Below are 26,495 nucleotides of genomic sequence, written 5' to 3' on the forward strand. Positions count from 1 at the left end.
GGCGGTTCAGCATTCGGCCAGGCCGCCGAGGGAGTTCAGGTTGCGGGGGTCGATCACGAGCCACACGAACGGGATGAAGCCGCGGCCCTCGGCGAGCTCCACTTCGACCATGAGGTTCGAGGCGGCCTTGCCGGGGTGGTAGTCCCAGAAGCCCTCGTCCTCCCAGCCGCTCGGGTCGATGGTCTCTGCTTCGGCGAAGCAGGCGAGCTCGAACTGCTCGCCGACGTCGGCGTAGTCGATCGCGTCCGGATCATCCGCGGCGCCGCGAATGCCGGGCCTGCCACCTTGGTTCTGGCAGTATGTGCGCATTTGCGGGCAGTCCCAGTAAACGGTTCCCACGACAGTGGTCGTGTCGCCGGTACCTGTCACCGGATCGATATCCGTCGCGGGGCTGTGGATCGAGAACATGTACGTGTCCGAGGCGTTGAGGCCCTCGAGGGTGAACTCGGCGCACGACACGTCTTCGAGGCTGCCCTGATCGCTGGCGCCGGTGTAGTCGACCCGGCAGCCGGTCGACTCGGGGTCGGCGTCGGTCGTGACGGTGAGCGAGGAGACCCCGGAGGCGACCTCGTCGACTTCTCCCGGCCAGGCCGGGAGCACTGCATCGGTCTGTGCGGCATCGGATTCGGCGTGCACCTCGCCGGTGCCGTCCGGCTCCTCGCCGCCCGTCCCGTTGGAGTCGTCGTCGCGGTTCAGGAGCTCCGAGAGGACCGCTCCGATGATGAGGGCGATGAGCAGGGCGATGACGAAGATGGTGAACGGCCGCGGGGACCGCTTGACCGGCCGGGGCGCGGGTGGCGGCAGGACGCCGGTCAGCGGTGCCGTCGGCGGGCCTTGGACCGCTCCGGGAGTGAGGGCGCTCGGAGCGGGCGGCTGCGGCGAGCTCGGGGCGTGGGGCGCTGCGGCCGCGGGGGTGACCGGCGCCAGCGGCGCGGCGGGCGTGCGCGGTGCCGGAGCGTGGATCGCCACGGCGCCTTCGCTGACGACCAGCTCGGGCTGTTCGATGAGGGTCGGAGCGACACCGAGGCCCTGGTGGATCATGGTGGCGGCCAAAGGCATCCGGCTCGCGCCGCCGACCATGAACACGCCTGCGAGCTCCTCGGGCGCCTTCCCGGCCTCGCGGATCACGGCCCGGGTGATCGCGACCGCCTGGGACAGGAGCGGCCGGGCCAGCAGGTCGAGCTCGGCGCGCGTGAGCAGTTCCTCGATCGGGAAGCCGGGCACCGCGATCTCGGTGCTGGTATGGCGCGACAGGCGCTCTTTCGCTTCGCGCACCTCGTCATAGAGCGCGAAGCGCTGGCGCAGCCGCTCCGGCCCGGCATCGGGGTCGAGGAGCCCGGCCCACTGCTCGGCGCGCTCCTCGGACCCGGCGAAGCGCCCGCCGAGATAGTCGACGAGGGCCTGATCGAGGTAGTGCCCGCCGATGCGGTCGGAGCCGTCCACGGCGAGCACGTCGAAGCCGGTGTCGGTGCGCGCCACGGCACTCGCGTCGAAGGTGCCCGCGCCGAGGTCGAAGACGACGAGGGTCTGGCCGGGCGCGAGGTCGTGGCCGAGGAGGTTCGCGAAGTAGCGGGCGGCGGCGACGGGTTCGGGCAGGAGGACCGGGGACACCGCTCCGGCGCTGGCGGCGGCGTCGGCGATGATGTGGCGCCGGGCCGGGCCCCAACCGGCGGGGACGGTCACGGTGACCGACCGGGGCACCCCCGCGGCGGTGCCGCAGTCGGCGATGGCCCGGCGCAGGACTGCCGCGACGGCATCGCGGACGGGGACCTCCTTGTCGCCCAGGAGGATCGTCGCGGCGTCGAGGCGCAGCTTCGGGTTGCGTTCGTAGCGCTCGGGACGGCGGCGGCCTTCTCGGGCGGCGTCGCGTCCCACGAGAATGGATGCCTCGTAGTCGATATATATCCCTGAAGGCAGGAGTGGCGTGCCTTCGAAGAGCAGCTGGTGGCGGCGGCCGTCGTCGCGCAGGACGGTGGCGACCGTGTGGTGGGTGCCGAAGTCGATGCCGAGCGCGGCTGCCGTTCGAGGGGCGGAGTCCATGCCGAGCTTTCTGGGGAGGGGCGGATCGGGTCCGCACCAGCGTACTCGGGCGCGGCGACGAGCGGATCGGTCGCTTTCGGCGGCAAGGCGATCGGGTGAGAACGCGACCTCTCCTCGATGCGAGCGGCAGTCGCGCCTCGCGGATTGTCGGACCGGTGTGGGAGGTTGGTCCTTTTCGGTTGGTCGGAGGCGGACAGCGGGCGGGTAAGGGGCATCCCCTATGCCCGCCGCGGCGCTCGGCGACAGCCTGACGCCTCGACCGGCCGGCCGCCGTCAAGCCGTTCCGGGATGCGAAAGCGGCCCTGGGGGAATGCATTCCCCCAGGGCCGCTTGCTCAGTCAGTGCTGACCGGCGCTTCGGTGCTTACCAGCGGTCGCGACGCTCGCGGTCGCCTCGGAAGCCGCCGCGCTCGCCGCGGTCGTCGCCGCGGAAACCGCCACGGGTGCCGCGGTCGTCGCTGCGGAAGCCGCCGCCGCCGCGGTTGTCGCGGTCGCCGTAGCTGCGACGCTCGCCGCCTCCGTAACCGCCGCTGCGGTTGTCGCCGCCTCGGAAGCCGCCGCCGCGGTTGTCGCGGTCGCCATAGCTGCGACGCTCGCCGCCGCCATAGCCGCCGCCGGAGCCGCCTTCGCGGTTGCCGCGGTAGCCGCCGCCGGAGCCGCCTTCGCGGTTGCCCCGGTAACCGCCCTCGCGGTTGCCCTGGTAGCCGCCGCCGGAGCCGCCTTCGCGGTTGCCGCGGTAGCCGCCGCCGGAGCCGCCTTCGCGGTTGCCCCGGTAGCCGCCGCCGGAGCCGCCCTCGCGGTTGCCCCGGTAGCCACCGCCACCGCTGCCGCCACGGCGTTCGCCGTAGCCGCCGCGACGCTCGCCGCCACCGCGGTCGTCGCGCTCGCGGCGCGGGCCGCGGTCATCGCGGTCGCGGCGCTTCGGCGGGTCGAGGATCTCGCGCTCGGCCTGCTCGCGCAGACGGGCCGCCTCGGTGCGCAGGCCCTCGGCGTCCTCCTTCAGACGCTCGATCTGGCGCTCGAGGCGCTTGACCTCTTCGTCGCTGCGCGCCGCCTGGTGCTCGGCCGAGACCGCGCGCAGGTCGGTGAAGTTCCGGGCGCCCATGAGCTTGGTGAGCTCTTCGTCGAAGTTGTCGTTGACGTAGTGGCGCTGGGCCTCGACGCCGGCGCGCTCGATGAGGCTGAACATGCTGCGGTTCTGGTGCGGCAGCACCAGGGTCGCCACATGCCCGGACTGCCCGGCGCGCGCGGTGCGGCCGGCGCGGTGCAGGTAGTCCTTGTGGGTCTTCGGCGGGTCGACGTGGAGGACCATGTCGACGCCGTCCACGTGGATGCCGCGGGCCGCGACGTCGGTGCAGACCAGCGCGTCCAGCCGCCCGTTCTTGAAGCGGTCCAGGACCTTCGAGCGGTCGACCTGCGACATGCCGCCGTGGAGGCCCTCGGCGTTGACGCCGGCCTCGCGCAGCTCCTCGGCGATGCGGTCGACGGCGAGCTGCGTGCGCACGAACACCATCGTCAGGCCCGGACGGGACGCGACGGCGGCGGTCATCGTGGCCTTGTCGCGCGGGCCGATGAGCATCAGGTGGTGGGTCATGGTGGTGACCGAACCGGCCGGCGGGTCGACCGAGTGGACGACGGGCTCGGACAGGTACTTGCGGACGAGGACGTCGATCTCCTCTTCCAGCGTGGCCGAGAACAGCATCCGCTGGCCGCCCTTGGGCAGCTGGTCGAACAGCTCTTCGACCTCCGGCAGGAAGCCCATGTCGGCCATCTGGTCGGCCTCGTCGAGGATCGCCAGTTCGACGTCCTCGAGCGAGCACTCGCCGCGGCGGATCAGGTCGCGCAGGCGGCCCGGGGTGGCGACGAGCATGTCGACTCCGCTGCGAAGCGCGTCGATCTGGCGGTTGAACGCGGTGCCGCCGCAGACGACCTTCATGTCGATGCCGACGGCGTCGCCGAAGGTCTGCAGCGACTCGGCGACCTGGATGGCCAGTTCGCGGGTCGGGGTCATGATGATCGCGCGGGGGCGCTTGGCCCGGGTGCGGCCGCCGGCGGCGAGGCGCGACAGGGTCGGCAGGCCGAAGGCCAGGGTCTTGCCCGAGCCGGTCTGGCCTCGGCCGAGGATGTCGCGTCCGGCGAGGGCGTCCGGGATCGTCGCGGCCTGGATCGGGAAGGGCGTGATGATGCCCTGCTCGGCCAGCGCGGCGGTGATCTTCTCGGGCAGGCCGAGTTCGTCGAAGGACGGGCCGGTGTAGACCGGGACCTCGTCGGCCTCGACGGTGAAGTCATCGGCGGGGGCCGTGTCCGCGGCAGCGGCCTGGGCGGTGTCGTCGACGCTGGTCTCGACCGTGGTCTCGGCCGGGGCCTCGGTCACGGCAGCGGCTTCGACGGCCGGCGCTTCGGTGGTTTCGGGGGTTTCGAGTGCGATGTCGGATTGACTGATGGCAGCATCCGGCACAGTTTTGTCAAGGGTCATAGTTCGCCTTCCGCGAGAACGACTTCGTAAGTGACGCACGTTCCGCGGAGATTTGGTTCACCATGAGCCGACGGTGATGGGGCGGGACGCGCCTGATCGGGCCACTAAGAGGGCCAGCTATGAACAATAGCCGACCGTGGAGGAGACTCGCTACCTTCACGGTCGGCTTGTGCCTAGAGACACCATTTCGAGGCCGCGTCTTCTTGCGGAACGGCCTTTCGCGGACCGGCGCCGGTCGGGTCAGGCCTCGAACTTGCGCTGGAATTCGCCCCCGGCGTCGACGATCTCGTACCCGAGGGTGACGTTGATGTCGATCATCGGGGCGTTGACGTCGGCGTTGTCCGTCCAGATCGCACGGATGTGCGGGAAGTTCTCGCGCACGAGCCGCAGGTTGACGATCTTGAGGAGCAGGCCGAGGCGGTGGCCGCGGTGGTCCTTGTCGACGATCGTGATGCCCTGGTAGGCGTCCGGGAACTCGCCGTCGTCGTGGATGAACACGCACGTGTTGGCGACGACCTCGCCGCTGCCGCGGTAGCGGGCGACGGTCTGGACCGTCTTCATGCCCATGGCCTCGCTGCGGTCGGCCTTGGCGTTCTTCAGTTCCGCGTCGACGGTCTCGGGTTCGAGTTCGAGGTCGCCGAGCGGGACTTCTGCGAGGATCGTGGAGTCGATGCGGGCCATCGTCTCGACGAGTTCCTCGGGGGTGCGCCCGATCCACGAGATGATCTCGTACTCGTCGCCGGCGGCGGCCTGGGCCTTCTCGAGGAGGGCCTGCTCGGTGCCGGCGTCGAGGGCGTCCACGGCGCAGCGGCGGTTGATCCAGGTGAGGGCGAGCTTGAAGCCGTGCTTCTCGCTGAACAGCTGCCCGGCCTTGGAGCGTTCGAGACCGCCTTCCCAGCTCATATGGGTGTCGAGGGTGAGTTCGGTGCGGCCGCGCTCGCGCGCGTACGCGACGAAGCGGTCCACGAGGGCCGAGCCGATGCCCTTGCGGCGGTGGTCGGGGTGGACGTTGATCCAGGCCCAGCCGAAGTGCAGGTTCGCGCGGTTGGGCAGGCCGATGCCGAGCAGGGCGACGACCTGGCCGTCTTCGACGGCGACGAAGTGGGCCTCGTCCTCGTCCGGCGGCGGGTAGCTCAGGCCGGCGATGAAGGTGGCCCGGTGCGGGGCCGGGTTCTCGGGGGTGTCGGCCGCGTGGGTGGCGCGCATGACGTCGAATGCGCCGGAGACGAGGTCGCCGTCCGCGGGGTCGAGTTCGATGATTTCCATGTCGTCAGTGTGGACACCGGCTGTGCGGCGCGGCAACCGAATTTCGGTTCCGGGACGCGGATCGGGCGCCGGCGGGCGACGCGGGGGGCAGCCCGTGCCGGTGCGGGTCCGGCACGGGCGGTCCGGTCAGGCGTCGAGTTTGCGCTTGTAGGAGACGAGCGCGTCGACGGGGCGGAAGCCGAGCCGGTCGTTGATGGCGACCATGTTGGCGTTCGTGTCGGCGTTGCCGGTCCAGATGGTGGTGACGCCTGGGTGGTGCTCGCGCAGTTGGCGGAGGTTGGCGATCTTGGCGAGCAGGCCGAGGCGGTGGCCTCGGTGGGCGGGGTCGACGATGGTGATGGCCTGGCCGGCGTGCTCCTCGCCCGCGTGGACGTAGATGACGGTGTTGGCGGCGACCTCGCCGGTGGCGCGGTGGACGGCGATGGTGCGGACCAGGGTGTGGCCCTGCGCTTCGGCGCGGTCCTCACGGGTGCGCACGAAGTCGGCGTCGACCGTGCGGGGGCGCAGGTCGAGGTCGCCGAGCGGGATCTCGGCGAAGATCTGGGAGTCGATGCGGCCCAGACCTTCGACGTACTGCTCGGGGCAGCGGCCGATCCAGGAGACGAGTTCGTAGTCGGCGGCGGCGGTGATCGACTCGTCCCAGAGGCGGGATTCGGTCGTCTGGTCGAGGTCGCCGAGTTCGAGGTTGCGGTGGATTTCGGTGAGCGCGGACGTGAAGCCGCGCTTCTCGAGGAACCTCGCACCGGTGTCGGGGCGGCTCGGGCCCCCGTCGACGGCGGTGCGGACGGTCACGACGAGTTCGCTGCGGTGCTCGTCCCGGGCGAACCGCAGGAGGTGCTCGAGGAGGGCGGTGCCGGCGCCGCGGCGGCGGTGGTCCGGGCGGACGGCCAGCTCGGCCTCGACGTAGTGCGTGTTCTCCTTGTGCGGCAGGTAGATCCATAGCTGGCCGAGGACCTTGCCGTCCTCGACGGCGGCGCGGCATTGGAGCTCGGAGTTCGGCGGCGGGTGCTCGAGCGCCCCGGCGTAGCGCTCCGCGGGGACGGGGGCGAGTTCGGGGGTCTCGGCGGCGCGCACGGCCTCGAAGACCTCGTGGACCTGCAGCAGGAGCTCCCGCTCGGCGGGGAGGATGCGGCGGATCTCGCTCATCAGTCCCCCAGCTTCTTCTGGTACTCGGCGCTGGCGTCCACAGTGGTGTAGTTGAGGAGCTCGTTGATGGCGATCATCGGGGCGTTGACATCGGCGTTGTCCGTCCAGATGTACTCGACGTGCGGGAAGCGCTCGCGGATCTGGCGGAGGTTGGCGAGCTTGAGGAGCAGGCCGAGCCGGTGGCCGCGGTGGGCCGGGTCGACGATGGTGATGGCCTGATGGGCGTCGCGGTAGCCGCCTTCGTCGACGCCGACCTCGGTCCACGCGACGATCTCGCCGGTGCGGTCGAGCGCGACGGAGTGGGCGATGATCCGGCCCTCGGCCGCGTAGACGGCCTCGCGGCCGCGGAGCTTCTCGGGGGTCACGTGCTCGACCTCCATCTCGATCTCCCCCAGGGGGATCTCGCTGATGATCATGGTCTCCATGCGGCACATGGTGTCGAGGAGGTCGTCGGGAACGGCGCCGATCCACTGGCGCACCTCGTAGGCGTCGCCGGCGGCGGCCAGCGCCTTCGCGTACTGCTCGGCCTCGCGTTCGGGACCGAGGGGGTCGACGGGGCTGCGGCGGTTGACGGTGGTGAGGGCCTTGCTGTAGTCGCGGTCTTCGAGGAGGCGCGCGAAGCGCTCGTCGCGCGCGGGGCCGTTCTCCCAGTAGACCGGGGCGCTGGTGAGGACGGTGGTGCGGCCGTGCTCGGCGCTGAAGCGTTCGACGTGGTCGAGGAGGGCGGTGCCGACGCCGCGGTCGCGGTGGTCGGGGTGGACGGCGCCGAAGCGGAGCATCGCGAGTTCGCGGTTCTCGTCGGTGAAGAAGGTGGCCCGGGTGTGGCCGAGGAGGGTGCCGTCCTCGACGCAGGCGAACCAGTAGTTCTCGCGGCCGGGGAAGGCGTGGGTGAAGAGGGTCGTGAAGAAGCGCTCGACGGGCGCGGGGTTCTCGGGGGTGTCCGCGCGGTGGGCGGCGGTGGAGACGGCGAAGGCCTGTGCGATGAGTTCGGGGTCTGCGGCGCTGAATTCGATGATTTTCACTGGAACAGTGTGCCGGGTGGGAGGCAGGGTCTCAATCCGATATCGGTGGATGCCCGGCCCCTGTCCGTTCGGTCAGGTGTGGATGACCGTTCGTAGGATGCGGACCGGTGCCCGCTTTCCCGTCTTAGCAGGTATCTCCACCGCATGCTCCCGACAGAAACGGAACCGACCGTGAGCGGATCGACTGTCCCCCCAGGGGAACCACCGGGGCCGCCGCCGTTGCGGGCGGCCACCAAGCAGAGCGAGTTCGAGGATTTCGTGCGCGCCCGGTCCGGCGCGCTGTACGCCTCCGCGTACCTGCTCACGGGCGACCGCGGGCTCGCCGAGGACCTGGTGCAGGACGCGCTGGCGCGCACCTGGCGTTCGTGGAAGCGCCTGCACCGCACCGCGAACGCCGAGGCGTACACGCGGCGCACGATGTACCACCTGCATGTGAGCCGCTGGCGGCGCAAGAAGGTCGCGGAGGTCGCGACCGAGGCCGTGCCCGAGCGTCCGGACGAGGAGCCCGACACCGCGTTGCGCCTCGCGGTGCACGCGGCGCTGCTGTCGCTGCCGGCGACGCAGCGCGCCGCGATCGTGCTGCGCTACTTCGAAGACCAGACCGAGGCGTCGGCCGCGGCGATCCTGGACTGTCCGGTCACCACCTTGCGCGCCCGCGTCCAGCGGGGCCTGCGGCGGCTGCGGAACGGCTTCCCCGAGCTGGTGATCGGCGGCGACCCGGGCACGCATCTCGCGCGCTGGGAGTCCGAATTCGCGAACGTGAGGGGAGAGGCCAATGCCTGACTCGATCCGTGAAGTGCTGCAAGGCATCGCAGGTGACGACGGGCCTTCCCGGGACCTCGCGGCGGGCGCGTACCGGCGGGCCCGGTCGATCGGGCGGCGGCGTTTCGCCGCGGTCGCGGTCGCGGTGGTCGCGGGCCTGGCCATGGCCGGTGGAGCCACGGCCGCGATCGTCGACCGCGACGGGGTCGAGGAACCGCCCCCTGCGATCGACCCGACCGATGCGGCGACCACGCCGCAGGAGGTGACGCCCACCGGGACCGAGGGCCACGAGACGTGCGGTGTGCCCGACGGCTGGACCGGCTGGGGGCCTTCGGATTCGATGGGCGACCTGGACGCGCTCCCCGACGGACTGGTGTTCGAGGTGCGCCAGGACGGCGCTTCGGCCGATCCGGCCTTGGTGCGGTTCGAGGGCGAGGAGCCGTCCCCGGTCATGGGCGAGGGCGGCGAGTACTACCTGGCGCCGGACGGGAGCCGCTTCGCGGTCGGGGGCGCTTCGGAGTGCGCTGGGACGCTGGCGACGCTCACCGGCGACAAGATCGACGGGGTGCCGGTCTTCACCGTGCAGTGCTTCCCGTCCTGGTCCCCCGATTCGGACCGGGTGGTGCTCAACATGGCCGACGCCGAGTCCACCGGGACGTACCTGCTCGATGTGGCGACGGGCGCGGCTTCGTCCGAGGTTCCCGAGGAGGTCGGCTGCTCGCCGCGCTGGTCCGCCGACGGCGAGTACCTGGTGAGCGCTGACGGCTCGGTCGCGATGCGGCCGGACGGGAGCGGCCGGGTCGAACTGGAGGGCGCCGCGGCCTGGAACGCGGACGAGGAGTTCACGGGCCTGTCCTCGGTCTCCGCCGACCTGAGCCGGGCGTGCCTGCAGTACGACGACGCCGAGACGGCGCAGCCGGGCCACACCCAGGCGAACCGCTGCGACCGCTTCGTGGACACCGCGACGGGCGATGAACTGGAACTGCCGGTGGAGGCGGACAACCCGAACGTGGTGTTCCTGGCGAACGGGTGGATGATCGTCTGCGACGACCAGTACGGCCAGATCGTGCTGTCCCTGGTGGACACCGAAGGGAACGTCGCGGACACGCGGACGCTCCCAGGGCAGAGCTCGGGGGGGACGATCCTGCGGGGCTACTACGTCGGCTGATCGGCCCGAGGTACCACAGAAGCCGCTGTCCTCCACTTGGAAGGGCAGCGGCTTCGGCTATCGGCTTAGAGCGCGCGCAGGTTGGCGGCCTGCGGACCCTTCTTGCCCTGCTCCACATCGAACTCGACCCGCTGGTTCTCCTCCAGCGAGCGGTAGCCGCTGCCGGTGATCGCGGTGAAGTGGACGAAGATGTCGGGGCCTTCTCCATCGGGAGCGATGAAGCCGAAGCCCTTGTCGGAGTTAAACCACTTAACAGTGCCTTGCGCCATTACTGCGTTTCCTTGCGATGTTGATCTCCAGACCTGCCGTTCACCCGCTCCGGAAACCCGGGGCGACCTGCGGCGGCGCGGCCTGTCTGTGCTGCCATTGCTGGCCTTTCACCACTTCGGCGAAGAATACTCCGAACCGGCTTCTGCACCCTACAATACTCCGGCTCCCTCGAATTGGGTCTTGTACAGCTCGGCGTACAGGCCGCCGCGGTCCACGAGTTCGTCGTGGGTGCCGGACTCGGCGACCTTCCCCTCCTCGAGGACCACGATCTTGTCGGCCCGCCGCACCGTCGAGAGGCGGTGGGCGATGACCAGGGACGTGCGGCCTTCGAGGGCCGAGTCGAGGGCGCGCTGGACGGCCGCCTCGGACTCGGAGTCGAGGTGCGCGGTGGCCTCGTCGAGGATCACGATCGGCGGGGCCTTGAGCAGGACCCGCGCGATCGCGAGGCGCTGCTTCTCGCCGCCGGAGAACCGGTAGCCGCGCTCGCCCACGACGGTGTCGAGCCCCGATTCGAGGCAGCGCACGGTGTCGCCGATCTGGGCGCGGTCGAGCGCCTCCCAGATCTGCTCGTCGGTGGCCTCGGGCCGGGCGTAGGCGAGGTTCTCGCGCACGGTGTCGTGGAACAGGTGCGCGTCCTGGGTGACCATGCCGATGTGGGCGGCGAGCGAGGCGGCCTTGAGGTCGCGCACGTCGACGCCGCCGACCTCGACCGCGCCTTCGGTGACGTCGTAGAGGCGCGGCACCAGGGTCGCCGTGGTGGTCTTCCCGGCGCCGGAGTGGCCGACAAGGGCCACGAGCTCGCCCGGCGCGACGTCGAAGGAGACGCCGTCGAGGATCTGGCGGCCGCTGTCCGAGCGGTCGGGCCGGGCCAGGTCCTCCAGGCTCGCGAGCGAGACCTCGTCGGCGCCGGGGTAGCGGAACCGCACGTCGCGGAAGCTGACCGAGGCGGCGCCCGCCGGGAGCTCGCGGGCGTCGTCCTTCTCGCGGATGAGCGGCTGGAGGTCGAGGACCTCGAAGACGCGCTGGAAGCTGACGAGCGCGCTCATCACGTCGACGCGCACGTTCGACAGGGCGGTGAGCGGACCGTACAGGCGGGTGAGCAGCAGGGCCAGGGTGACGACGGTGCCGGGGCTGAGCTGCCCGGCGAACACGAGCGCGCCGCCGAGCCCGTACGCGAGGGCCTGCGAGAGGCCCGCGACGAGGGTGAGCGCGACGATGAACGTGCGGGCGTACATCGCGGTGGTGATGCCGATGCCGCGCACCCGGTCGGCCTTGTCGGCGAAGGCCGAGGACTCGGTGGCGGGGCGGCCGAAGAGCTTCACGAGCATCGCGCCGCCCACGTTGAACCGCTCGGCCATCTGGGTGTTCATGGCCGCGTTCAGGTCGAAGCCCTCCTTCGTGAGCGCCGCGAGCTTGCGGCCGACCCACTTGGCGGGCACCAGGAACACCGGCACCAGCACGAGCGAGAGCAGCGTGATCTGCCAGGACTGGAAGAACATGACGCCGATGATGAGCGCGACGGCGATGCCGTTCGAGACGAGCCCCGAGAGGGTGCTCGTGAAGGCCCGCTGGGCGCCCATCACGTCATTGTTCAGGCGCGAGACGAGCGCGCCGGTCTGCGAGCGGGTGAAGAACGCCACGGGCATCGACTGCACGTGGTCGAACACGACCCGCCGCAGGTCGAAGATGATGCCCTCGCCGAGCTTCGCGCCGTACCAGCGCATCGCGAGGTTGAGGAGCCCCTCGACCGCGGCGAGCCCGGCGATGATCGCGGCGATCGTGACGACGCCGCGCTGCGTGCCGTTCGCGCCGGTGAGCTCGTTGACGATGTCGCCGGCGAGCACCGGGGTGGCGACGCCGATCGCGGCGATGAGCGTCACGAGTCCGATGAAGAAGCCGATGTCGCGCCGGTACGGCCTCGCGAAGCGGAGGATGCGGCGCTTCACGCCGCGGGAGAGCTTGACGCCCTTGAGGTCGTCAGCGCGCCGCATGGAGCGCATGGCGTCCCATCCGGCAGGTCCCATCGATGACACTGGGCCTCCTGTGTGCAGGTATTGCCCAAGATCGTTCTGGGGCCGCGCTCGTCGTCTGCCTGCAAGGCGGAGCGGGTGGGCTTGGGCTGGAGCTTGAGCTGCTGTCTAGTCGACACCGTCAACGCCGGGCCCCGCCGAGTTTATTTCCGCGGGCCTTTCCTGGCCCCTCCGCGGGTCCGGAGCTCGGTGCCGGACTCGGCCAGGAGCCGGTGCACGAAGCCGTAGGAGCGCCCTATGGTTGAGGCGATGTCCCGGATGCTCTTGCCCTTCTCGTACTCGACGCTCACGAACTCGGTGAGCTCGCGGCGTTCAATGCCCCTCACCTGCCGGTTCGGGTCGGTCCTGGCGGACTCGGCCGCGGGGAGGCCGGGAACACCACTGCTGCGGGGTGGAACCTCTGGTGCCATGTGTCCTTTCCTATGCACGGAGGGTAATGAAGGTGCGTTGTGAAGTTTGCCGGAGTTTTCTCGCCCGGCGGTCGCTTGTGTCGGATACCCGATAGTTTCGTAACGTGACCGCACCGCAGAGCTCATTCACCGACCGGGTCGACGCCCTCGCCCCGGCCCGGCAGCGCCACGGGCGGCTGCGCGACATCGCCATCTGGCTCACCCTGCTGGTGGCCACCTTGACGCTCGCTTCGGTCGCGGTCGAGACCTCCGAAGTGGTCGGTCCGTCGACACTCCCCTGGTGGCCGGCGCAGAACCTCCAGTTCCACGTCACCGCGGGCATGGTGGTCGCGCCGCTGACGGCCGCGGCCGTGCTCGCGGCGGCCTCGCGGCCCGCGGCGGCCCGCATGTCCTGGAACACGCTGCTGGTGCTCTCGTACCTGGCCTCGATCACCTGGTCGGCCGCATTGCACACCAATGTGGACCCCACGACGATGACGACCGCGACTGCCGGTGCGCGGCAGGCGATCGCGCTCCTGGTCTCGTACACCGGCTCGCAGGCGGGCCTGGCGATCACGGTGATCGCGATCTCGTGCCTGTCGGTGCCGCTGACGCTCGTCGCGGTCAAGTCGGTGGCCGGACCCGTTGCGGCGCGGTCGCTCTCGCCGGTGCTCATCCTCGGTCCGTGGGCGGCCTGGACCACCTTGGGCATCGACGGGATCTCGGCGGCGGCCTGCGCGGCCGTGCTCGCGTGCGGCGCGGTCGTCTCGGAGCGGAAGGTCCGGGGCGCGGACGCGTTCTGGGGCGCGGCGGCCGCGGGCGGCCTGCTGGGCATCGCCGCGCTGCTCTCCTACGGGGCAGCGTGGTTCGCGGTCTCGCTGCTCTGCATCTTCTTCGCCCGGCGCCGGTCCGCCCAGATCCTCGCCGCCGCCGCTGCGACGCTCACGGTGCTGGGACTGGCTGCGACCCTGGGGAACTCGTGGCCGTACGGGCTCGTGGACACCTACAACGCGGCGATCGGCGAGATCGCGGCGCACCCGGGGCAGCTGTGGTGGCTCGCGCTCATGCCCGCACTGGTGTGCGTGGCGTGCGGCCCGGCGATCATCGAGAGCCTGCGGCGCTTCGGATCGAGCACGGCGTGGCCGCTCATGATCGGGCCGCTGATGGCGCTGATGATCGCGCCGCTGAGCGGATCGAATCCCGAGCAGCCCGAGTACGGCTGGATCGCCTTGTGCCCGTGGCTGATCGTGGCGGCGACGGCCCCTAAGCACTACCGCTCGCAGGAGACCGGGAGGCTCGGCGAGCCGCGCATGCGGTCGGTACGAGTGCCGCTGGTGACCGCCGGAGCTGGCGCCTGCGCGGCGATCGTGCTCATGTATTCAGGATGAGCCCGGCCTCGGGCTGAGTCGAGGCCGCGATCGAGCGGCGGTCCCACGGACCCCCGTCCCCACCCGCCACTGGGGGGAAGGACTGCGGCCCAGCGTCCCGCCCGGGTACGACAGGACGGGGGCCGCAAGGCCCCCGTGTCACCCGAGCGTGCGGGCGGCGATGCCGCCTGGATCGCGAGGCCGGCGCTTACGCCAGCTCGACGAGCTCCATCAGATCATCGGACCACAGGTCCTCGTCGCCGTCGGGGAGCAGGATCGCGCGCTCGGGCCGCAGGGCCTGCACCGCGCCCGGGTCGTGCGTCACCATCACGATCGCGCCGCTGAAGCCGTCGACCGCGTCGAGCACCTGCTGGCGGCTCGCCGGGTCGAGGTTGTTCGTGGGCTCGTCGAGCAGCAGCACGTTCGCGCCCGAGCACACCAGGCTCGCCAGCGCCAGCCGCGTCTTCTCGCCGCCGGAGAGCACGTGCACGGGCTTGTGCACGTCGTCGCCGGGGAAGAGGAACGCGCCGAGGATCTTCCGCAGGTCGGCGTCGGGCAGGTCCGCGCCGGAGTCGGAGGCGGCGGACTGCATCTGCTCGAGCACGGTGCCGGTGTGGTCGAGGGTGTCGTGCTCCTGCGCGAAGTAGCCGATGCGCAGTCCGTAGCCGGGTTCGACCTGGCCGGTGTCGGGTTCGAGGGTTCCGGCGAGCATCCGCAGCAGCGTGGTCTTGCCGGCGCCGTTGAGGCCGAGGATGACGACGCGGGAGCCGCGGTCGATGGCGAGGTCGACACCGGTGAAGATCTCGAGCGATCCGTAGGACTTCGAGAGGCCCGAGGCGGTGAGCGGGACCTTGCCGCACGGGGCGGGCTGCGGGAGGCGCACGTCGGCGACCTTCTCCTGCAGCAGGTCCTCTTCGAGGTTGTCGAGCATCTCCTCGGCGCGGCGGATCATGCCCTTGGCGGCCTTGGCCTTGGTGGCCTTCGCGCCGAGTTTGGCGGCCTGCTTGGTGAGGGTGGCGGCCTTCTTCTCGGCGTTGGCGCGCTCGCGGCGGCGGCGTTCGGCGTCTTCGGCCCTCTGGCGCTGGTAGGCGGTCCAGCCGAGGTTGTAGCTGTCGATGACCGAGCGGGTCGGGTCGAGGAACCACACGGTGTTGACGACTTCGTCGAGGAGCTCGACGTCGTGGGTGATGAGGACCAGGCCGCCCTTGTGGTTGGCGAGGAAGCCGCGGAGCCAGTTGATGGAGTCGGCGTCGAGGTGGTTGGTGGGCTCGTCGAGGAGGAGGATGCCGTCGCCGTCGTCGGAGAAGAGGATGCGGGCGAGTTCGACGCGTCGGCGCTGGCCGCCGGAGAGGGTCTCGAGCGGCTGGGCGAGGATGCGGTCTTCGAGGCCGAGCTTGGAGCAGATGCGGGCGGCCTCGGATTCGGCCTGGTAGCCGCCGCGGGCCGAGAACTGCTCTTCGAGGCGGGAGTAGCGGTTGACGAGCTTGTCGCGTTTGGCGTCGTCGGCGACCTCGGCGAGTGCGGCCTCGGTCTTGGCCAGGTCGGACAGGAGCTGGTCGAGGCCGCGGGCGGAGAGGACGCGGTTGGCGGCGGTCTGCGTGAGGTCGGCGAAGCGCGGGTCCTGCGGGAGGTACCCGAAGGGGCCGCTGTTCTCGATCTTGCCGGCGTAGGGCTGGGTGAGCCCCGCGAGGACGTTCATGGTGGTGGTCTTGCCGGCGCCGTTGCGTCCGACGAGGCCGATCCTGTCGCCGGGCTGGATCCGCAGATCGGCCCCGGACAGGAGGATGCGCGACCCGGCGCGCAGCTCGAGACCGGTGGCAGTGATCATGTGGGGACTCCTTCAGGCGATGGCGGCCGGAGGTCGGCGACCGGGCGGTGGCGGGCAAGGTCCAACTTGGCGACGCTGCCGCAGACTTTCCAAGTTTAGGCGGCGTCGTACGTCACGGTCATGCCGATATAACCGGTGCCACCATGAGGATGCGCGCGGTCACATTCCGTGTTCGACCTCCTCCGTTCGGGGGAGGCACGGCCGCCCCGGGGTGCCGACCTCTGCCGCAAGAGGACCAGTTCGGGCGTTGTATCGCCTGGTCATGGGCTTGTTGTCCAAATCGGGTCTGTTACGTTTCCACGCGCTATGGGCAAACATGACGACACCAGCGAATCCGCTGGCAGAGAAATGACCAGCCGCCGCCTTCGGGCCGTGCTTCGGCGCCGCCGCATCCGTCGCGAACGTCACAGTTGGCGTTTCGTGAACGCAGGGCTCGCCGCCGCGATCCTCGTGGGCTCCGGACTCGCCGCCCTTTCGGGGCACAACGCCGCGGCGCAGGCCGCGGAGGCCGAGCAGCAGCAGAACGACACGGTCGTCCAATCCGAATGGCAGGTCGACACCGTCCTGAGCGGGATGGAGACCAAGTGGGTGGCCGAGCAGGCCGCCCGCGAGAAGGCCGAGCAGGCCGCTGCCGAGGAGGCGAAGCGCGTCGCTGCCGAGAAGGCCGCGAAGGAGGCCGCTGAGCAGGCCGCCGCCGAGGAAGCGGCCCGTGTGGCCGCTGAAGAGGCCGAGCGCGCCGCTGCCGAGGCCGCCGCTAAGGCCGCCGAGGCCGCGAACCCGTGGATGGCGCCTTCTGAAGCGGCCATCACGTCCTACTACGGGATGCGCGACGGCAGGCTGCACGGCGGCACGGACTTCGCCAACTGGGAGGGCGACAAGATCCCGGTGGTCGGCGACGGCACCGTGACGTACGTCGGCTACGAGGCCGGCGGCTACGGCAACGTGGTCTACGTCGACCACGGCGACGGCATCGAGACCCGGTACGCGCACGCCTCCGAGATCCCCGTCAGCGTCGGCGACAAGGTCTCCAAGGGCGACACGATCATCCTCTCCGGGAACACCGGCGGCTCGACCGGCCCGCACCTGCACTTCGAGGTGCTCATCAACGGCGAGAAGGTCGACTCGCTCGCCTGGCTCGAGGAGCACGGCGTCGACGTCGGCTGACGCCGAGACGGCTTTTCTCTCTCCTTACAAGTGAATAGACGGCGGCCCCGGGGCCACGGCGAAGCTTGCGAGCCGTGTCGATGCACAGCATCTCCCCCGGGGCCGCCTCGTCTTGTCTAGCGCAGGGTGAGCTGCGGTTCGATGAGGGTGGAGTCGGGGACGTCGTGGCCGTCGAGCTTGCGCATCAGGTGCCGCACGGCCGTCTGGGCGAGGGTCTCGGCCGGGACGAGGACGGACGGCAGCTGCGGGTGGACCCGCTCGGCGACCTCGTCGGGGCCGATGACGACCACGTGGAAGTCCTCCCCCACGCGCTTGCCCGCGTCGGCGAGGGCGTGCATGACATGGCCGACCGCCGGCTCGTTGTGGACGGCGAGGCCGGTCAGGTCCGGCCGCGCGGAGAGGAGCTCCTTCACCGTGCGCTGCACCTCGGTCGGGTAGTTCGGGCAGGGCCGGACCTCCCCCCGCAGGCCGGGGCGGCTGAGGAAGCCCTCCCGGACGCGCTCGGCGAAGCCCGTGCGCCGCTCGTAGACCGCTTCGGCAGCGCCCAGCAGCGCGATCTCGCCGCAGCCGCGTTCGGCCAGGTAATCGGCGCACACCCGGCCCGCCGCCGTGAAGTCGAGGTCGACGCACGTCAGGCCCTCCGAGTCCGCCGGGAATCCGATCAGGACGTTCGGGAGTCCCAAGCGGCGCAGGGTCTCCACCCGCGGATCGCGGACTTCGACGTCCATCAGGATCAATCCGTCCACAATGGCTGAAGCTGCGACGCGGGCCAGGCCCGAGGGCCCCTCGTCGGCCGTCATGAGCAGCACGTCCTGGTCGTGGCGGCGCGCCTCCGCGACCGCCCCGGCCGCGAACTGCATGAGCACCGGCAGGTGCATGCCGTCGCGGATCGGGAACATCATCGCGACGACCCCCGCGCGCCGGGAGGCGAGCGAGCGCGCCCCGGCGTGCGGGTGGTAGCCGAGGTCGGCCACGGCAGCCATGACGCGGTCGGCGGTCTCCGGGGAGATCGACCGCTTCCCGCTCAGCACATACGAGACGGTGCTGGCGGCGACCCCGGCGCGTGCCGCGACATCGGCGATCGTGACGCCCCGGCCGGCCACTAGGACTCCCCGCCGAAGGCCAGTGAGGCGAGGCGCACCGGACCGGACTCGAAGGACACGTACAGGTCCTTGACGCCCTCGATGCGGCCCAGTTCCACGGTGATGTCGGTGTAGTCGTACACGCCGTCGGTCGCCGGGGTGTCGATCTTGGCGAGCACGTCGCCGTCGAGCGGGTCGTCCACGCGGAGCGTGAGCTGCGAGGCCTGGCCCGCGACCCGGGCGGTCACCGTGGAGTACCCAGGGCCGAAGTCGCAGTCGCCCAGCATGATCCAGCCGCCGGCCTCCTCGGCGGCGATCACGTCGCCGGAGGTGCGGCTCTCGTCGCGCCAGAGCACGCCCTCGTAGCTGTCGTTCGCGGTGGCGGCCAAGGGCTTGGAGAGGTCGCGGGCGCCCACGGTCTCGCCGTCGACGCGCACCGACGCGGACAGGACGATGTCCGTGGCGGAGCGGCCGACCATGAGGCGCTGGCGGGACTTCTCGACGACCATCCGCCCGTTCACGTTGTCCCAGTGGGCGAGTTCGTCGACGGGAACGGTGAAGGCGACCGTGCGGGTCTCGCCAGCGGCCAGGCGGACCTTCTCGAAGCGGCGGAGCTGGCGCAGCGGCTGCTTGACGCGCGAGCCGCACTGGTGCGTGTAGAGCTGCACGACCTCGACGCCGTCGCGGTCGCTCGTATTGGTGACCTCGACGGTCACGGCGAACTCGCCGCCAGGACCGGCGTGCTCCTTGTCGGCCTTGAGATCCGCGTATTTGAAGTCCGCATAGGACAGGCCGTGGCCGAACGGGTAGAGCGGCTGGCCGAGGTAGTAGAGGTAGGTCGCGTCGGAGGCCACGATGTCGTAGTCGAGCATCGCGGGCAGCTCGGCCGCGTCGGTGTACCAGGTCTGCGGGAGGCGGCCCTCGGGGTCGCGGTCGCCGTAGAGGACGTCGGCGAGCGCGTTGCCCCATTCCTGTCCGCCGTGGCCCGACCACACGATCGCGGGAACGTGCTTCTCGGGCCAGTTCGCGGCGTAGGGGTAGGAGGAGGACATGACCAGGATCGTATTCGGGTTCGCCTCGAGCACCGTGCCCAGCACCCACGCCTGGGAGGACGGCAGGTTCAGGTCGGTGCGGTCCTCGGTCTCGCGGCCGTTGACCAGCGGGTGGTCCCCGAGGACGACGACGGCGACGTCGGCGTCGCGGGCGAGCTCGGCGGCGACCTCGCGGCCCTTGACGACGACCTCGAGGTCGAATTCGGCGGCGTCGGCGCGGTCGTCGCTGAGGACGAGCCGGCCGTCCTCGATGGCGTACCAGTTGTCGCTGACGGCGTTCTCGGCCTTGTTGACCTGCTGGAGGGCCAGCTTGCCGCCTTCGACCTCGACGATCGTGAACGTCTCGTGCACGTCGAACTCGTGCGGGCCGACCGAGTCGGCGCCGACCGTGCCGTCGCGGCGGCCGTCGACGTACTTGCCGGTGGCGACGTTGCGGGCGGTGTAGGACCAGCCGCCCCAGTCGAACAGGTCGAACTGGGCGGCCGCACCGGTGGTGTCGGTGAGTTCGAGCGCCTTGCCGTCCTCGACCGCGGTCACGTAGCCGGTCTTGTGGCGCAGGCGGATGCGGTCGACGCCCTCGCTGCAGACGACCTCGGCGCGCTCGGCGAGGGCCTGGCGGGCGGTGACGGCGTACGGGAGGGTGCCGGAGTACCAGTCCTGCATCTGGACGTCGGCGAGCGGGCCGATGACCGCGATCTTCTTGGGGGCCTTGAGCGGGAGGAGGCCGTCGTTCTTGAGCAGCGTGACCGACTGGGTCGCGGCCTCCCGGGCGAGGGCCTGGTGCTCGGGCGAATTGACGAAGTCGTCGCCGATGTGCGCGTACGGGTCCTCGGGGTCGAACTCGCCGAGCCCGAAGCGCACGTGGAGGTTGCGGCGCACGGCCGTGTCGATGTCGCCCTCGTCGAGGAGGCCGCGTTCAATGGCGGCCTCGACGTGGGCCAGGACGCCGGGCGCGTTCTCGTCGTCCTGCGTGAACGAGTCGAGACCGGCCTTCACGGCCGCGGCGTAGGCGGTCGGGAGGTCCTCGAAGTAGCCCTGGAGTTCCGCGAGGTTGTTGGGCGCGTAGGCGTCCGAGACGATGAACACCTCGTCGTCGGCCCAGGTGCGCAGCTCATCGTTCACCAGGGGCGTGACGTGGGCCGGGCGGCCGTTGACGAGGTTGTAGGAGAGCATGACCGCTACCGCGTCGCCGCTCGCCAGTGCCGGGCGGTGGGCGGCGAACTCGTATTCGCGGAGCACCCTCGGCGGCATGTTCGAGGAGGTGGTGCAGCGGTCGGCCTCGTTGCCGTACGCCAGGAAGTGCTTGACGGTGGGCGCGGTCTTCCACACGGAGCCGTTGTCGCCCTTGAGGCCCCGCGCGTACGCGGCGCCCATGAGGCCGGTCATGCCCGCGTCCTCGGAGTAGCCCTCCTCGTTGCGGCCCCAGCGGGGGTCGCGCAGGGGGTTCACGGTGGGGGCCCACACGTTGCGGCCGACCTTGACCGGGTCGTTGTGGTTGAAGGCGAGCACCTCGTCGGCGACGGCCGCGCCGACCTGCTCCACGAGTTCGGGGTTCCAGGTCGCGCCCAGGGCGACCACCTGCGGGAAAACGGTGGCCTCGCCGAGCCACGCGAGGCCGTGCAGCGCTTCGGTGCCGGTCTTGAAGGGGCCCATGCCCAGGCGTTCGACCGGGCGGTGGTACTGGTGCAGCAGGCCGATCTTCTCGTCCAGCGTCAGGCGCGAGAGGAGGTCGGCGACGCGCTCGGCGCGCGGCAGGTTCGGGTCGCGGAAGGCGGGGCGCGGGTCGGTGTCGCTCATGGGTGGACTTCCTTGCTTACTCGGACGTCGCTGTCGTTGTGAGGCTGTGCTCCTGGAAACCCGTGTCGAAGCGCTTCGATGATCAGGGGGTTACGACCGTGATCTGAAACTGGAAATTGTCTTGTCGAAGCGCTTCGATTGAGGATGCAAGATTTCTACACCTTGGCCGTGAGACAAGTCAAGGCGGGTGAGATGCGACAACGTACGTATTTGACGGGTTTCACCCGTTCCGAAGGTCTTTGACCTGCGGTAACGGGCGGGGTAACAATCGTGAAACAGACGCTAGGAGCCCAGCGGCGTGGGCATCCTCCCGGCGTCGATGTCATTGAGGATGCCGGTGGCCGCGCCCAGGGCGGGCGCCTCGTGGCCGAGGGCCGAGACGACGATCTCGGCGCCTCCGGCCCCGGAGGCGTGGGTGCGGGCGGCCAGCTCGCGCTCGGCGGCCGGGCCGATCCACGGGCTCAGCGCCTGGTAGTGGCCGCCGAGGACCACCGCCTCGGGGTTGAGCAGGTCGACGGCGAGCGCGATGCCCGCGCCGAGGGAGCGGCCGATGCGGTCGAGCGCCTCGAGCACGTCGGGCTCTTCGGCGCGGGCGCGGGTGACCACGTCCTCGACCTCGGCCTCGACTTCGGCGCCCGCGATGTCCTCCGATTCGGACAGCGCCTTCAGGACCGCGCTGATGCCCGCGAGGTCTTCGACGCGGCCGACCTCGCCGTCCACGTCGATGAGGAGGTTGCCGATCTCGCCGGCGAATCCGGTTGCGCCGCGGCGCAGTTCGCCGTCCACGATGAGGCCGGCGCCGAGGCCGATCTCACCGGTCAGGTAGATCATGTTGGACACTCCGGCCCAGGAGCCGAAGCGCTGCTCGGCGACCGCGCCGAGGTTGGCGTCGTTGTCGGCGGTCACGGCGTACTTCGGGTCGCGCATGGCCTGGCGGAGGCGGCCGGTGAGGTCGAAGTCCTCCCAGCCGAGCATCGGGGCGCGCTGGACGACGCCCTCGTTGTCGATCATGCCGGGGACGGCCACGGCGAGGCCGAGGATCTGGCGGCCTTCGGCGTCCATCTTGTCGACGGCGCGCTTGGCAAGGCCCGCAAGGGCGGAGACGGAGCGGCCGGGGGTCGACCCGGCGCCGTCGTGGGCGCGGCGCCAGGACAGGAGGCGGTTCCCGGCCAGGTCCACCGCGACGAGCGTCATGTAGTCCACATTGACTTCCACGCCGAGCGAGGCGTAGTAGCCGGTGTCGACGCTGAGCAGCACGGCGGGACGGCCGATGTTGCCGATGACCGAACCGGATTCGCGCAGCACCCGCCGCTCGATGAGCTCGGCCACCAGCGACGAGACCGTGGCCTTGTTGAGGCCGGTCTTCGCTGCGAGATCCGCACGGGAGCAACGGCCTTCGGCGCGGACCTGACGCAGCACGAAGCCGAGGTTGTTGGCCCGCACGTCGGTGAAGTCGGCGCGCTTGGCGCGGAGCCGCGCTTCCTCGCCGACGGTCCCGGCCGACTTCGACGCTATGCGCATCGCCATGAGTTCCTCCTGTGCATGTCCCGGCTCATTCTCATAGATCACGACAACCGGTCGTCGGGCGGTCCCTGACCGTTGCGCAGCGAAGCGTTTCACCACAAGGGCCGTTCCCGAATCGTGACCAATCCGCGTCCGTATCGCCTGACCCCCGGCTTGTGCCGGGTGTCACCGTGCGCTACTTTAGTTTATCGAATAGCCGAACTAATTATCGGCCAGACCCCCCATAAAACCCTCACAGTGCAGTACGACCGAAAGGACAGCAACGTGGCTACTCCCTCAGACGGGTCGATCTTCCGGCGCCGCTCCCTGTTCAAGGCAGCCGGCCTCGGCGCGGCTGGCGCCGCGGGCCTTCCCCTCATCGCCGCGTGCAGCGACATCGAGTCCGGCGGCGGCACCTCGCAGACGACCGAGGGCTTCGACTTCCTGCCCACGTACAAGGAATGGCCCCTCCCCGTCCAGCCCGACCTGGTCGGCGAGCCGCCGAACCACCCCTCCGGCTTCACCACCTACCCCGAGCCCGTCCCGGCCATCGAGAACCTCCCGTCCAACAGCGGGACCTTCGAGATCACCGTGCCGATGTGGGGCGAAGCCCCCTCGAACGACGACCCGTACTTCCAGGCGATCGCCGACGCCAGCGGCGGCACCACGGTGAACCTGCGCCAGGCCGACGGCAACACCTTCGCCGAGACCTCCGTGCAGTGGCTCAACGCCAACGAGTTCGGCGACGGCATCATGCTCTTCAGCTGGATGCTCTTCGCCCACCCGAACTTCCAGGAGACGGTGGTCAACACCTTCTACGACCTGACCGACATCGTCAAGGGCGACATCTCCGAGCGCTGGCCGCTGCTCGCCGGCCTCCCGACCGCCTCCTGGGGCCAGTCGGTCTGGTCGACCGACCCCGAGGACCCCGAGACCGCCCGCGTCTTCGGCATCCCCGGCTCCTTCTCGGGCGGCTCGAACAACGCGATGTTCGCCCGCACCGACCTGCTCGAGGCGGCCGGCCAGGCCATGCCGACCTCGGTCGAAGAGCTCATCGAGGTCGCCCGCGCCGTCAGCGACGACGCCAACGGCCGCTGGGCCTTCGGCGGCCTCGACTACCTCACCCCGTCCTGGTTCGGCCTCGCCGGCGGCGACGGCTGGGCCTACATCGACGGCAAGCTCGTGCACAACTGCGAGCGCCCCGAGTACACCGAGTGGCTCGAGTTCCGCCGCCTCCTGTGGGACGAGAAGCTGGTCCACCCGGACGTCCCCACCGGCACGCTCGACGGCCAGGCCCTGCACAAGGCCGGGACGATCGTCTTCCAGCTCGACGGCATCTCGTGGTGGCAGGGCTTCATCGACCAGTCCACCGCCGAGGGCACCGGGGGCGCCATCGCCCCGCTGGGCGCGCTCGCCGCGAAGGGCCGCAAGCCGCTCGTGCACGTCAACACCGGCGTCGACAGCTGGACCTTCCTGAACAAGGACCTCTCCAAGGAGCAGGTCGAGGAGTTCCTCGACTTCTGCAACTTCGCCTCGGCGCCTTACGGCACCACCGAGTACGAGCTCATCAACTACGGCGTCGAGGGCACGCACTTCACCTACGGCCCCGACGGCGTTCCGGTCTTCAACGAGGTCGGCAACGTCATCGTCGGGGCCCCGGTGAACCACAAGACCATCTCGGGCCACGTGCAGCAGTTCCTGACCGGCACTCCCGACATGGTCCAGGCCCGCTTCGAGTACAACGCCTCGCTGAAGGAGTTCGCCGAGGTCAACATCTTCGAGGGCATGCGCGTCGAGGGCCCGGCCGACTTCAAGTCCGCCGGCCAGGTGCTCATCGACCAGCAGAACGACATCGCGTTCGGCCGCGCCGAGATCTCGTCGATCCCGGACATGGTCGAGACCTGGAAGAACAACGGCGGCGAGTCCGGCCGCGAGCACTACACCGCCGCTTACGACAAGCTGCACGGCTAAGGCGCCCGGCCCTCCCCGTCCCGCACAGGTACTCACTGACTGGAATTCACACAAGCGATGGCAGCTCTCCAGACCTCAGCGCCCCCGGTTTCGCCTCCGGGCCAGGACCGCGTCATTGTCAAGCGCAAGCGGACCGTGGCCCAGCGGTTCCGGTCCGACTGGCCGCTCCTGCTCATGACGCTCCCGGCGATGGCCCAGCTCGCGGTGTTCTTCTACTGGCCCTCGGCCTGGAACGTCATCGCGTTCATGGACTACAGCCCGCACCGCCCGTTCTGGGAGAACCCCCTGGTGGGCTTCGCCTGGTTCGAGCGACTGTTCAACAACCCGTACTTCATGCCGGCGCTGCTGAACACGCTGAAGTACTCCTTCGCGAACCTGCTGTTCCTCTTCCCGCTGTCGATCATCCTGGCCCTGATCATGCACAGCGTGGTCTCGACCAAGGTGCGCAGCGTCTTCCAGTCGATCGTGTACCTGCCGTACTTCTTCTCGTGGGTCCTGGTCGTCACGGTGTTCGTCCAGACGCTCGGCTCCGACGGCCTGGTCTCCAACTGGCTGCTCGACTTCGGCGGCGACCGGCTGTCGTTCACCTCGAACCCTGACACGTTCATGTTCCTGGCCTGGCTGCAATGGGCCTGGAAGGACGCAGGCTGGGGCATGATCATCTTCCTCGCGGCCCTCGCCTCGATCAACCCGAGCCTGTACGAGGCCGCGGCCGTGGACGGCGCCAGCCGCTGGCGGCGCATGTGGCACATCACCCTGCCGGGCATCCGGCCGGTGATCGTGCTGCTGCTGATCCTCCACATCGGAGGCATCCTGTCGGTCGGTTTCGAGCAGTACCAGCTGCAGCGCGACGCGATCGGCTACCAGACCACCGAAGTGCTCGACACCTTCATCTACTACCGCAGCGTCATCGGCACCGAGGGCCCGTCCTTCGGCACCGCGGCAGGCCTGTTCAAGGGCGTGATCGGACTGATCCTGGTCCTCATCGCCAACAGCGTCGCGCACCGCCTCGGAGAGCAAGGGATCTACCAGAAGTCATGACCGCCATCGACATCAAGCTCAAGCCCCGCCGCAAGAGCGCCCGCCCCGTCTGGGACGAAGAGCCCTCGGTGCTCGGGAAGGCCGTCAAGGCGCTCTTCCTGATCTGCTACGGCGCGGCCATCGTCCTGCCGATCTGGGCGGTCGTCGCCACCAGCTTCGCCAGCGAGGAATCGCTCGCCTCGGCGGGCGGGAACCTGCTGCTGATCCCGACCGATTTCAGCTTCGCGGCCTACCAGGAGATCTTCGACGGCGGCGCGCTCACGAAGTCGCTGATCCTCACGATCGGCCTGACCGCCGGAGGCACCGCGCTGAGCATGGTCCTCACCATCGGCGCGGCCTACGGCCTGTCGCGGACCGGCTCGCTCCTGCACCGGCCGCTGCTCATGCTGGTGCTCTTCACGTTCCTGTTCGCGCCGGGCCTCTACCCGAGCTTCCTGGTCGTGCAGAAGCTGGGCCTGTTCAACAACTACCTGTCGATCATCCTGCCGATGGCGTTGAGCGCCTTCAACCTGATCGTGCTCAGGTCGTTCTTCATGAACAGCGTCCCGACGGAGCTGCTCGACGCGGCGCGCATGGACGGCGCGGGCGAGTTCCGCACCCTGTTCAAGATCGTGCTGCCGATGTCGAAGGCGATCCTCGCGGTCATCGCGCTGTTCTACGCGGTCGGCTACTGGAACATCTACTTCTCGGCGGTCCTGTACATCCCTGGCCTGGAGACGCAGCCGATCCAGGTGGTGCTCCAGCGGATGCTCATGTCGACGCAGGGCCTGCCCGGCGCCGCGGCCAACGTGAGCCAGTACCAGTCCGCCGCCCCGGACGCGGCGCTGAAGATGGCCGTGGTGGTCTGCACGATCATCCCGATCGTCATCATGTACCCGTTCATCCAGAAGCACTTCACCAAGGCCGTCATCACCGGCGCCATCAAGGGCTAGATGTATTGCCCCGTGAGGTTGGGAACGCGGGTGGCGGGTGGGTTGCCTCCGAGTGCGGTATGGCCGCGGTGATGGTTATACCAGTGCAGCCATGCCGGGAGGGCGGCTCGTCGCTCGTGTTCTGACCGGTAGGGGCGGGCGTAGGCCCATTCGTCGGTCAGGGTGCGGTGGAACCGTTCGACTTTCCCGT

General features: G+C 70.0%; 20 protein-coding genes. 7 read left to right on the forward strand and 13 right to left on the reverse strand.

Translation table 11 applies throughout. From position 1 onward, the window contains the following. Positions 1-6 precede the first annotated feature (6 nt). The 5 genes from O1R50_RS10215 to O1R50_RS10235 all read right to left on the reverse strand — a co-directional run bounded on the left by O1R50_RS10215 (position 7) and on the right by O1R50_RS10235 (position 7,949). A complete protein-coding gene (locus O1R50_RS10215) occupies positions 7-2,040 on the reverse strand; it encodes an Hsp70 family protein (RefSeq protein ID WP_270109907.1) in 2,034 nt (677 codons plus the stop codon). A 363-nt stretch (positions 2,041-2,403) separates the two neighbouring features. Then, positions 2,404-4,515: a DEAD/DEAH box helicase gene (locus O1R50_RS10220; protein ID WP_270109908.1), complete on the reverse strand. Its 2,112-nt coding sequence runs from the start codon at positions 4,513-4,515 to the stop codon at positions 2,404-2,406. Between the two features lie 240 nt (positions 4,516-4,755). Then, on the reverse strand, positions 4,756-5,781 hold the full coding sequence (locus tag O1R50_RS10225) for a GNAT family N-acetyltransferase (RefSeq protein WP_270109909.1): 1,026 nt from the start codon (positions 5,779-5,781) through the stop codon (positions 4,756-4,758). A gap of 126 nt (positions 5,782-5,907) precedes the next feature. After that, on the reverse strand, positions 5,908-6,927 hold the full coding sequence (locus O1R50_RS10230; RefSeq protein ID WP_270109910.1) for a GNAT family N-acetyltransferase: 1,020 nt from the start codon (positions 6,925-6,927) through the stop codon (positions 5,908-5,910). Next, on the reverse strand, positions 6,927-7,949 hold the full coding sequence (locus tag O1R50_RS10235) for a GNAT family N-acetyltransferase (RefSeq protein ID WP_270109911.1): 1,023 nt from the start codon (positions 7,947-7,949) through the stop codon (positions 6,927-6,929). The genes O1R50_RS10230 and O1R50_RS10235 overlap by 1 nt, the downstream gene beginning before the upstream one ends. A gap of 171 nt (positions 7,950-8,120) precedes the next feature. Between O1R50_RS10235 and O1R50_RS10240 the strand changes: the two genes are divergently transcribed. Together O1R50_RS10240 and O1R50_RS10245 are read left to right on the forward strand one after the other, a co-directional pair. Beyond that, complete coding sequence (locus O1R50_RS10240) at positions 8,121-8,732, forward strand: SigE family RNA polymerase sigma factor (protein WP_270109912.1); 612 nt, start codon at positions 8,121-8,123, stop codon at positions 8,730-8,732. Beyond that, positions 8,725-9,879 (forward strand): TolB-like translocation protein, encoded by a 1,155-nt coding sequence (locus O1R50_RS10245; protein WP_270109913.1) that lies wholly within the window; start codon positions 8,725-8,727, stop codon positions 9,877-9,879. Before O1R50_RS10240 ends, O1R50_RS10245 begins: the two co-directional genes overlap by 8 nt. Positions 9,880-9,944: 65 nt before the next feature. Here O1R50_RS10245 and O1R50_RS10250 read toward each other — a convergent pair whose 3' ends face one another. The 3 genes from O1R50_RS10250 to O1R50_RS10260 all read right to left on the reverse strand — a co-directional run bounded on the left by O1R50_RS10250 (position 9,945) and on the right by O1R50_RS10260 (position 12,589). Beyond that, the gene (locus O1R50_RS10250; protein ID WP_270109914.1) at positions 9,945-10,148 is read right to left on the reverse strand and encodes a cold-shock protein; all 204 of its coding nucleotides are present in this window, start codon (positions 10,146-10,148) and stop codon (positions 9,945-9,947) included. Positions 10,149-10,298: 150 nt separating this feature from the next. Next, a complete protein-coding gene (locus O1R50_RS10255; protein WP_270109915.1) occupies positions 10,299-12,173 on the reverse strand; it encodes an ABC transporter ATP-binding protein in 1,875 nt (624 codons plus the stop codon). Positions 12,174-12,322: 149 nt separating this feature from the next. Beyond that, positions 12,323-12,589, reverse strand: coding sequence for a helix-turn-helix domain-containing protein (locus O1R50_RS10260; protein ID WP_270109916.1), 267 nt, complete (start codon positions 12,587-12,589; stop codon positions 12,323-12,325). A gap of 104 nt (positions 12,590-12,693) precedes the next feature. Between O1R50_RS10260 and O1R50_RS10265 the strand changes: the two genes are divergently transcribed. After that, positions 12,694-13,956, forward strand: coding sequence for a hypothetical protein (locus O1R50_RS10265; protein ID WP_270109917.1), 1,263 nt, complete (start codon positions 12,694-12,696; stop codon positions 13,954-13,956). Positions 13,957-14,143: 187 nt separating this feature from the next. On the opposite strand, the gene O1R50_RS10270 is transcribed toward O1R50_RS10265, so the two are convergent. Beyond that, the gene (locus O1R50_RS10270) at positions 14,144-15,763 is read right to left on the reverse strand and encodes an ABC-F family ATP-binding cassette domain-containing protein (RefSeq protein WP_270109918.1); all 1,620 of its coding nucleotides are present in this window, start codon (positions 15,761-15,763) and stop codon (positions 14,144-14,146) included. Positions 15,764-16,183: 420 nt separating this feature from the next. Between O1R50_RS10270 and O1R50_RS10275 the strand changes: the two genes are divergently transcribed. Further along, positions 16,184-16,927 carry a M23 family metallopeptidase gene (locus tag O1R50_RS10275; protein ID WP_270109919.1) on the forward strand — a complete coding sequence of 248 codons (744 nt, stop codon included), beginning with the start codon at positions 16,184-16,186 and terminating at the stop codon, positions 16,925-16,927. A 116-nt stretch (positions 16,928-17,043) separates the two neighbouring features. Here O1R50_RS10275 and O1R50_RS10280 read toward each other — a convergent pair whose 3' ends face one another. The 3 genes from O1R50_RS10280 to O1R50_RS10290 all read right to left on the reverse strand — a co-directional run bounded on the left by O1R50_RS10280 (position 17,044) and on the right by O1R50_RS10290 (position 22,385). After that, positions 17,044-18,030 (reverse strand): LacI family DNA-binding transcriptional regulator, encoded by a 987-nt coding sequence (locus O1R50_RS10280; RefSeq protein WP_270109920.1) that lies wholly within the window; start codon positions 18,028-18,030, stop codon positions 17,044-17,046. Continuing rightward, a complete protein-coding gene (locus O1R50_RS10285) occupies positions 18,030-20,858 on the reverse strand; it encodes a glycoside hydrolase family 3 protein (protein ID WP_270109921.1) in 2,829 nt (942 codons plus the stop codon). The genes O1R50_RS10280 and O1R50_RS10285 overlap by 1 nt, the downstream gene beginning before the upstream one ends. 282 nt (positions 20,859-21,140) lie before the next feature. Then, positions 21,141-22,385, reverse strand: a complete 1,245-nt coding sequence (locus tag O1R50_RS10290) for an ROK family transcriptional regulator (RefSeq protein ID WP_270109922.1) — start codon at positions 22,383-22,385, stop codon at positions 21,141-21,143. A 261-nt stretch (positions 22,386-22,646) separates the two neighbouring features. Between O1R50_RS10290 and O1R50_RS10295 the strand changes: the two genes are divergently transcribed. The 3 genes from O1R50_RS10295 to O1R50_RS10305 are packed head-to-tail and all read left to right on the forward strand — an operon-like array spanning position 22,647 to position 26,305. After that, positions 22,647-24,332 (forward strand): type 2 periplasmic-binding domain-containing protein, encoded by a 1,686-nt coding sequence (locus O1R50_RS10295; RefSeq protein WP_270109923.1) that lies wholly within the window; start codon positions 22,647-22,649, stop codon positions 24,330-24,332. Between the two features lie 57 nt (positions 24,333-24,389). Further along, positions 24,390-25,373: an ABC transporter permease gene (locus O1R50_RS10300; RefSeq protein ID WP_270109924.1), complete on the forward strand. Its 984-nt coding sequence runs from the start codon at positions 24,390-24,392 to the stop codon at positions 25,371-25,373. Continuing rightward, entirely contained in the window at positions 25,370-26,305 is a 936-nt protein-coding gene (locus tag O1R50_RS10305; protein ID WP_270109925.1) for a carbohydrate ABC transporter permease, read from the forward strand. The genes O1R50_RS10300 and O1R50_RS10305 overlap by 4 nt, the downstream gene beginning before the upstream one ends. On the opposite strand, the gene O1R50_RS10310 is transcribed toward O1R50_RS10305, so the two are convergent. After that, the coding region (locus O1R50_RS10310) for an integrase core domain-containing protein (RefSeq protein ID WP_270109926.1) at positions 26,302-26,495 on the reverse strand (194 nt) is incomplete at its 5' end. The two genes, O1R50_RS10305 and O1R50_RS10310, sit on opposite strands and share 4 nt — an antisense overlap.

Origin of the sequence: Glycomyces luteolus (assembly GCF_027622875.1) — a bacterium.
Classification (GTDB): Bacteria; Actinomycetota; Actinomycetes; order Mycobacteriales; family Micromonosporaceae; genus Glycomyces; species Glycomyces luteolus.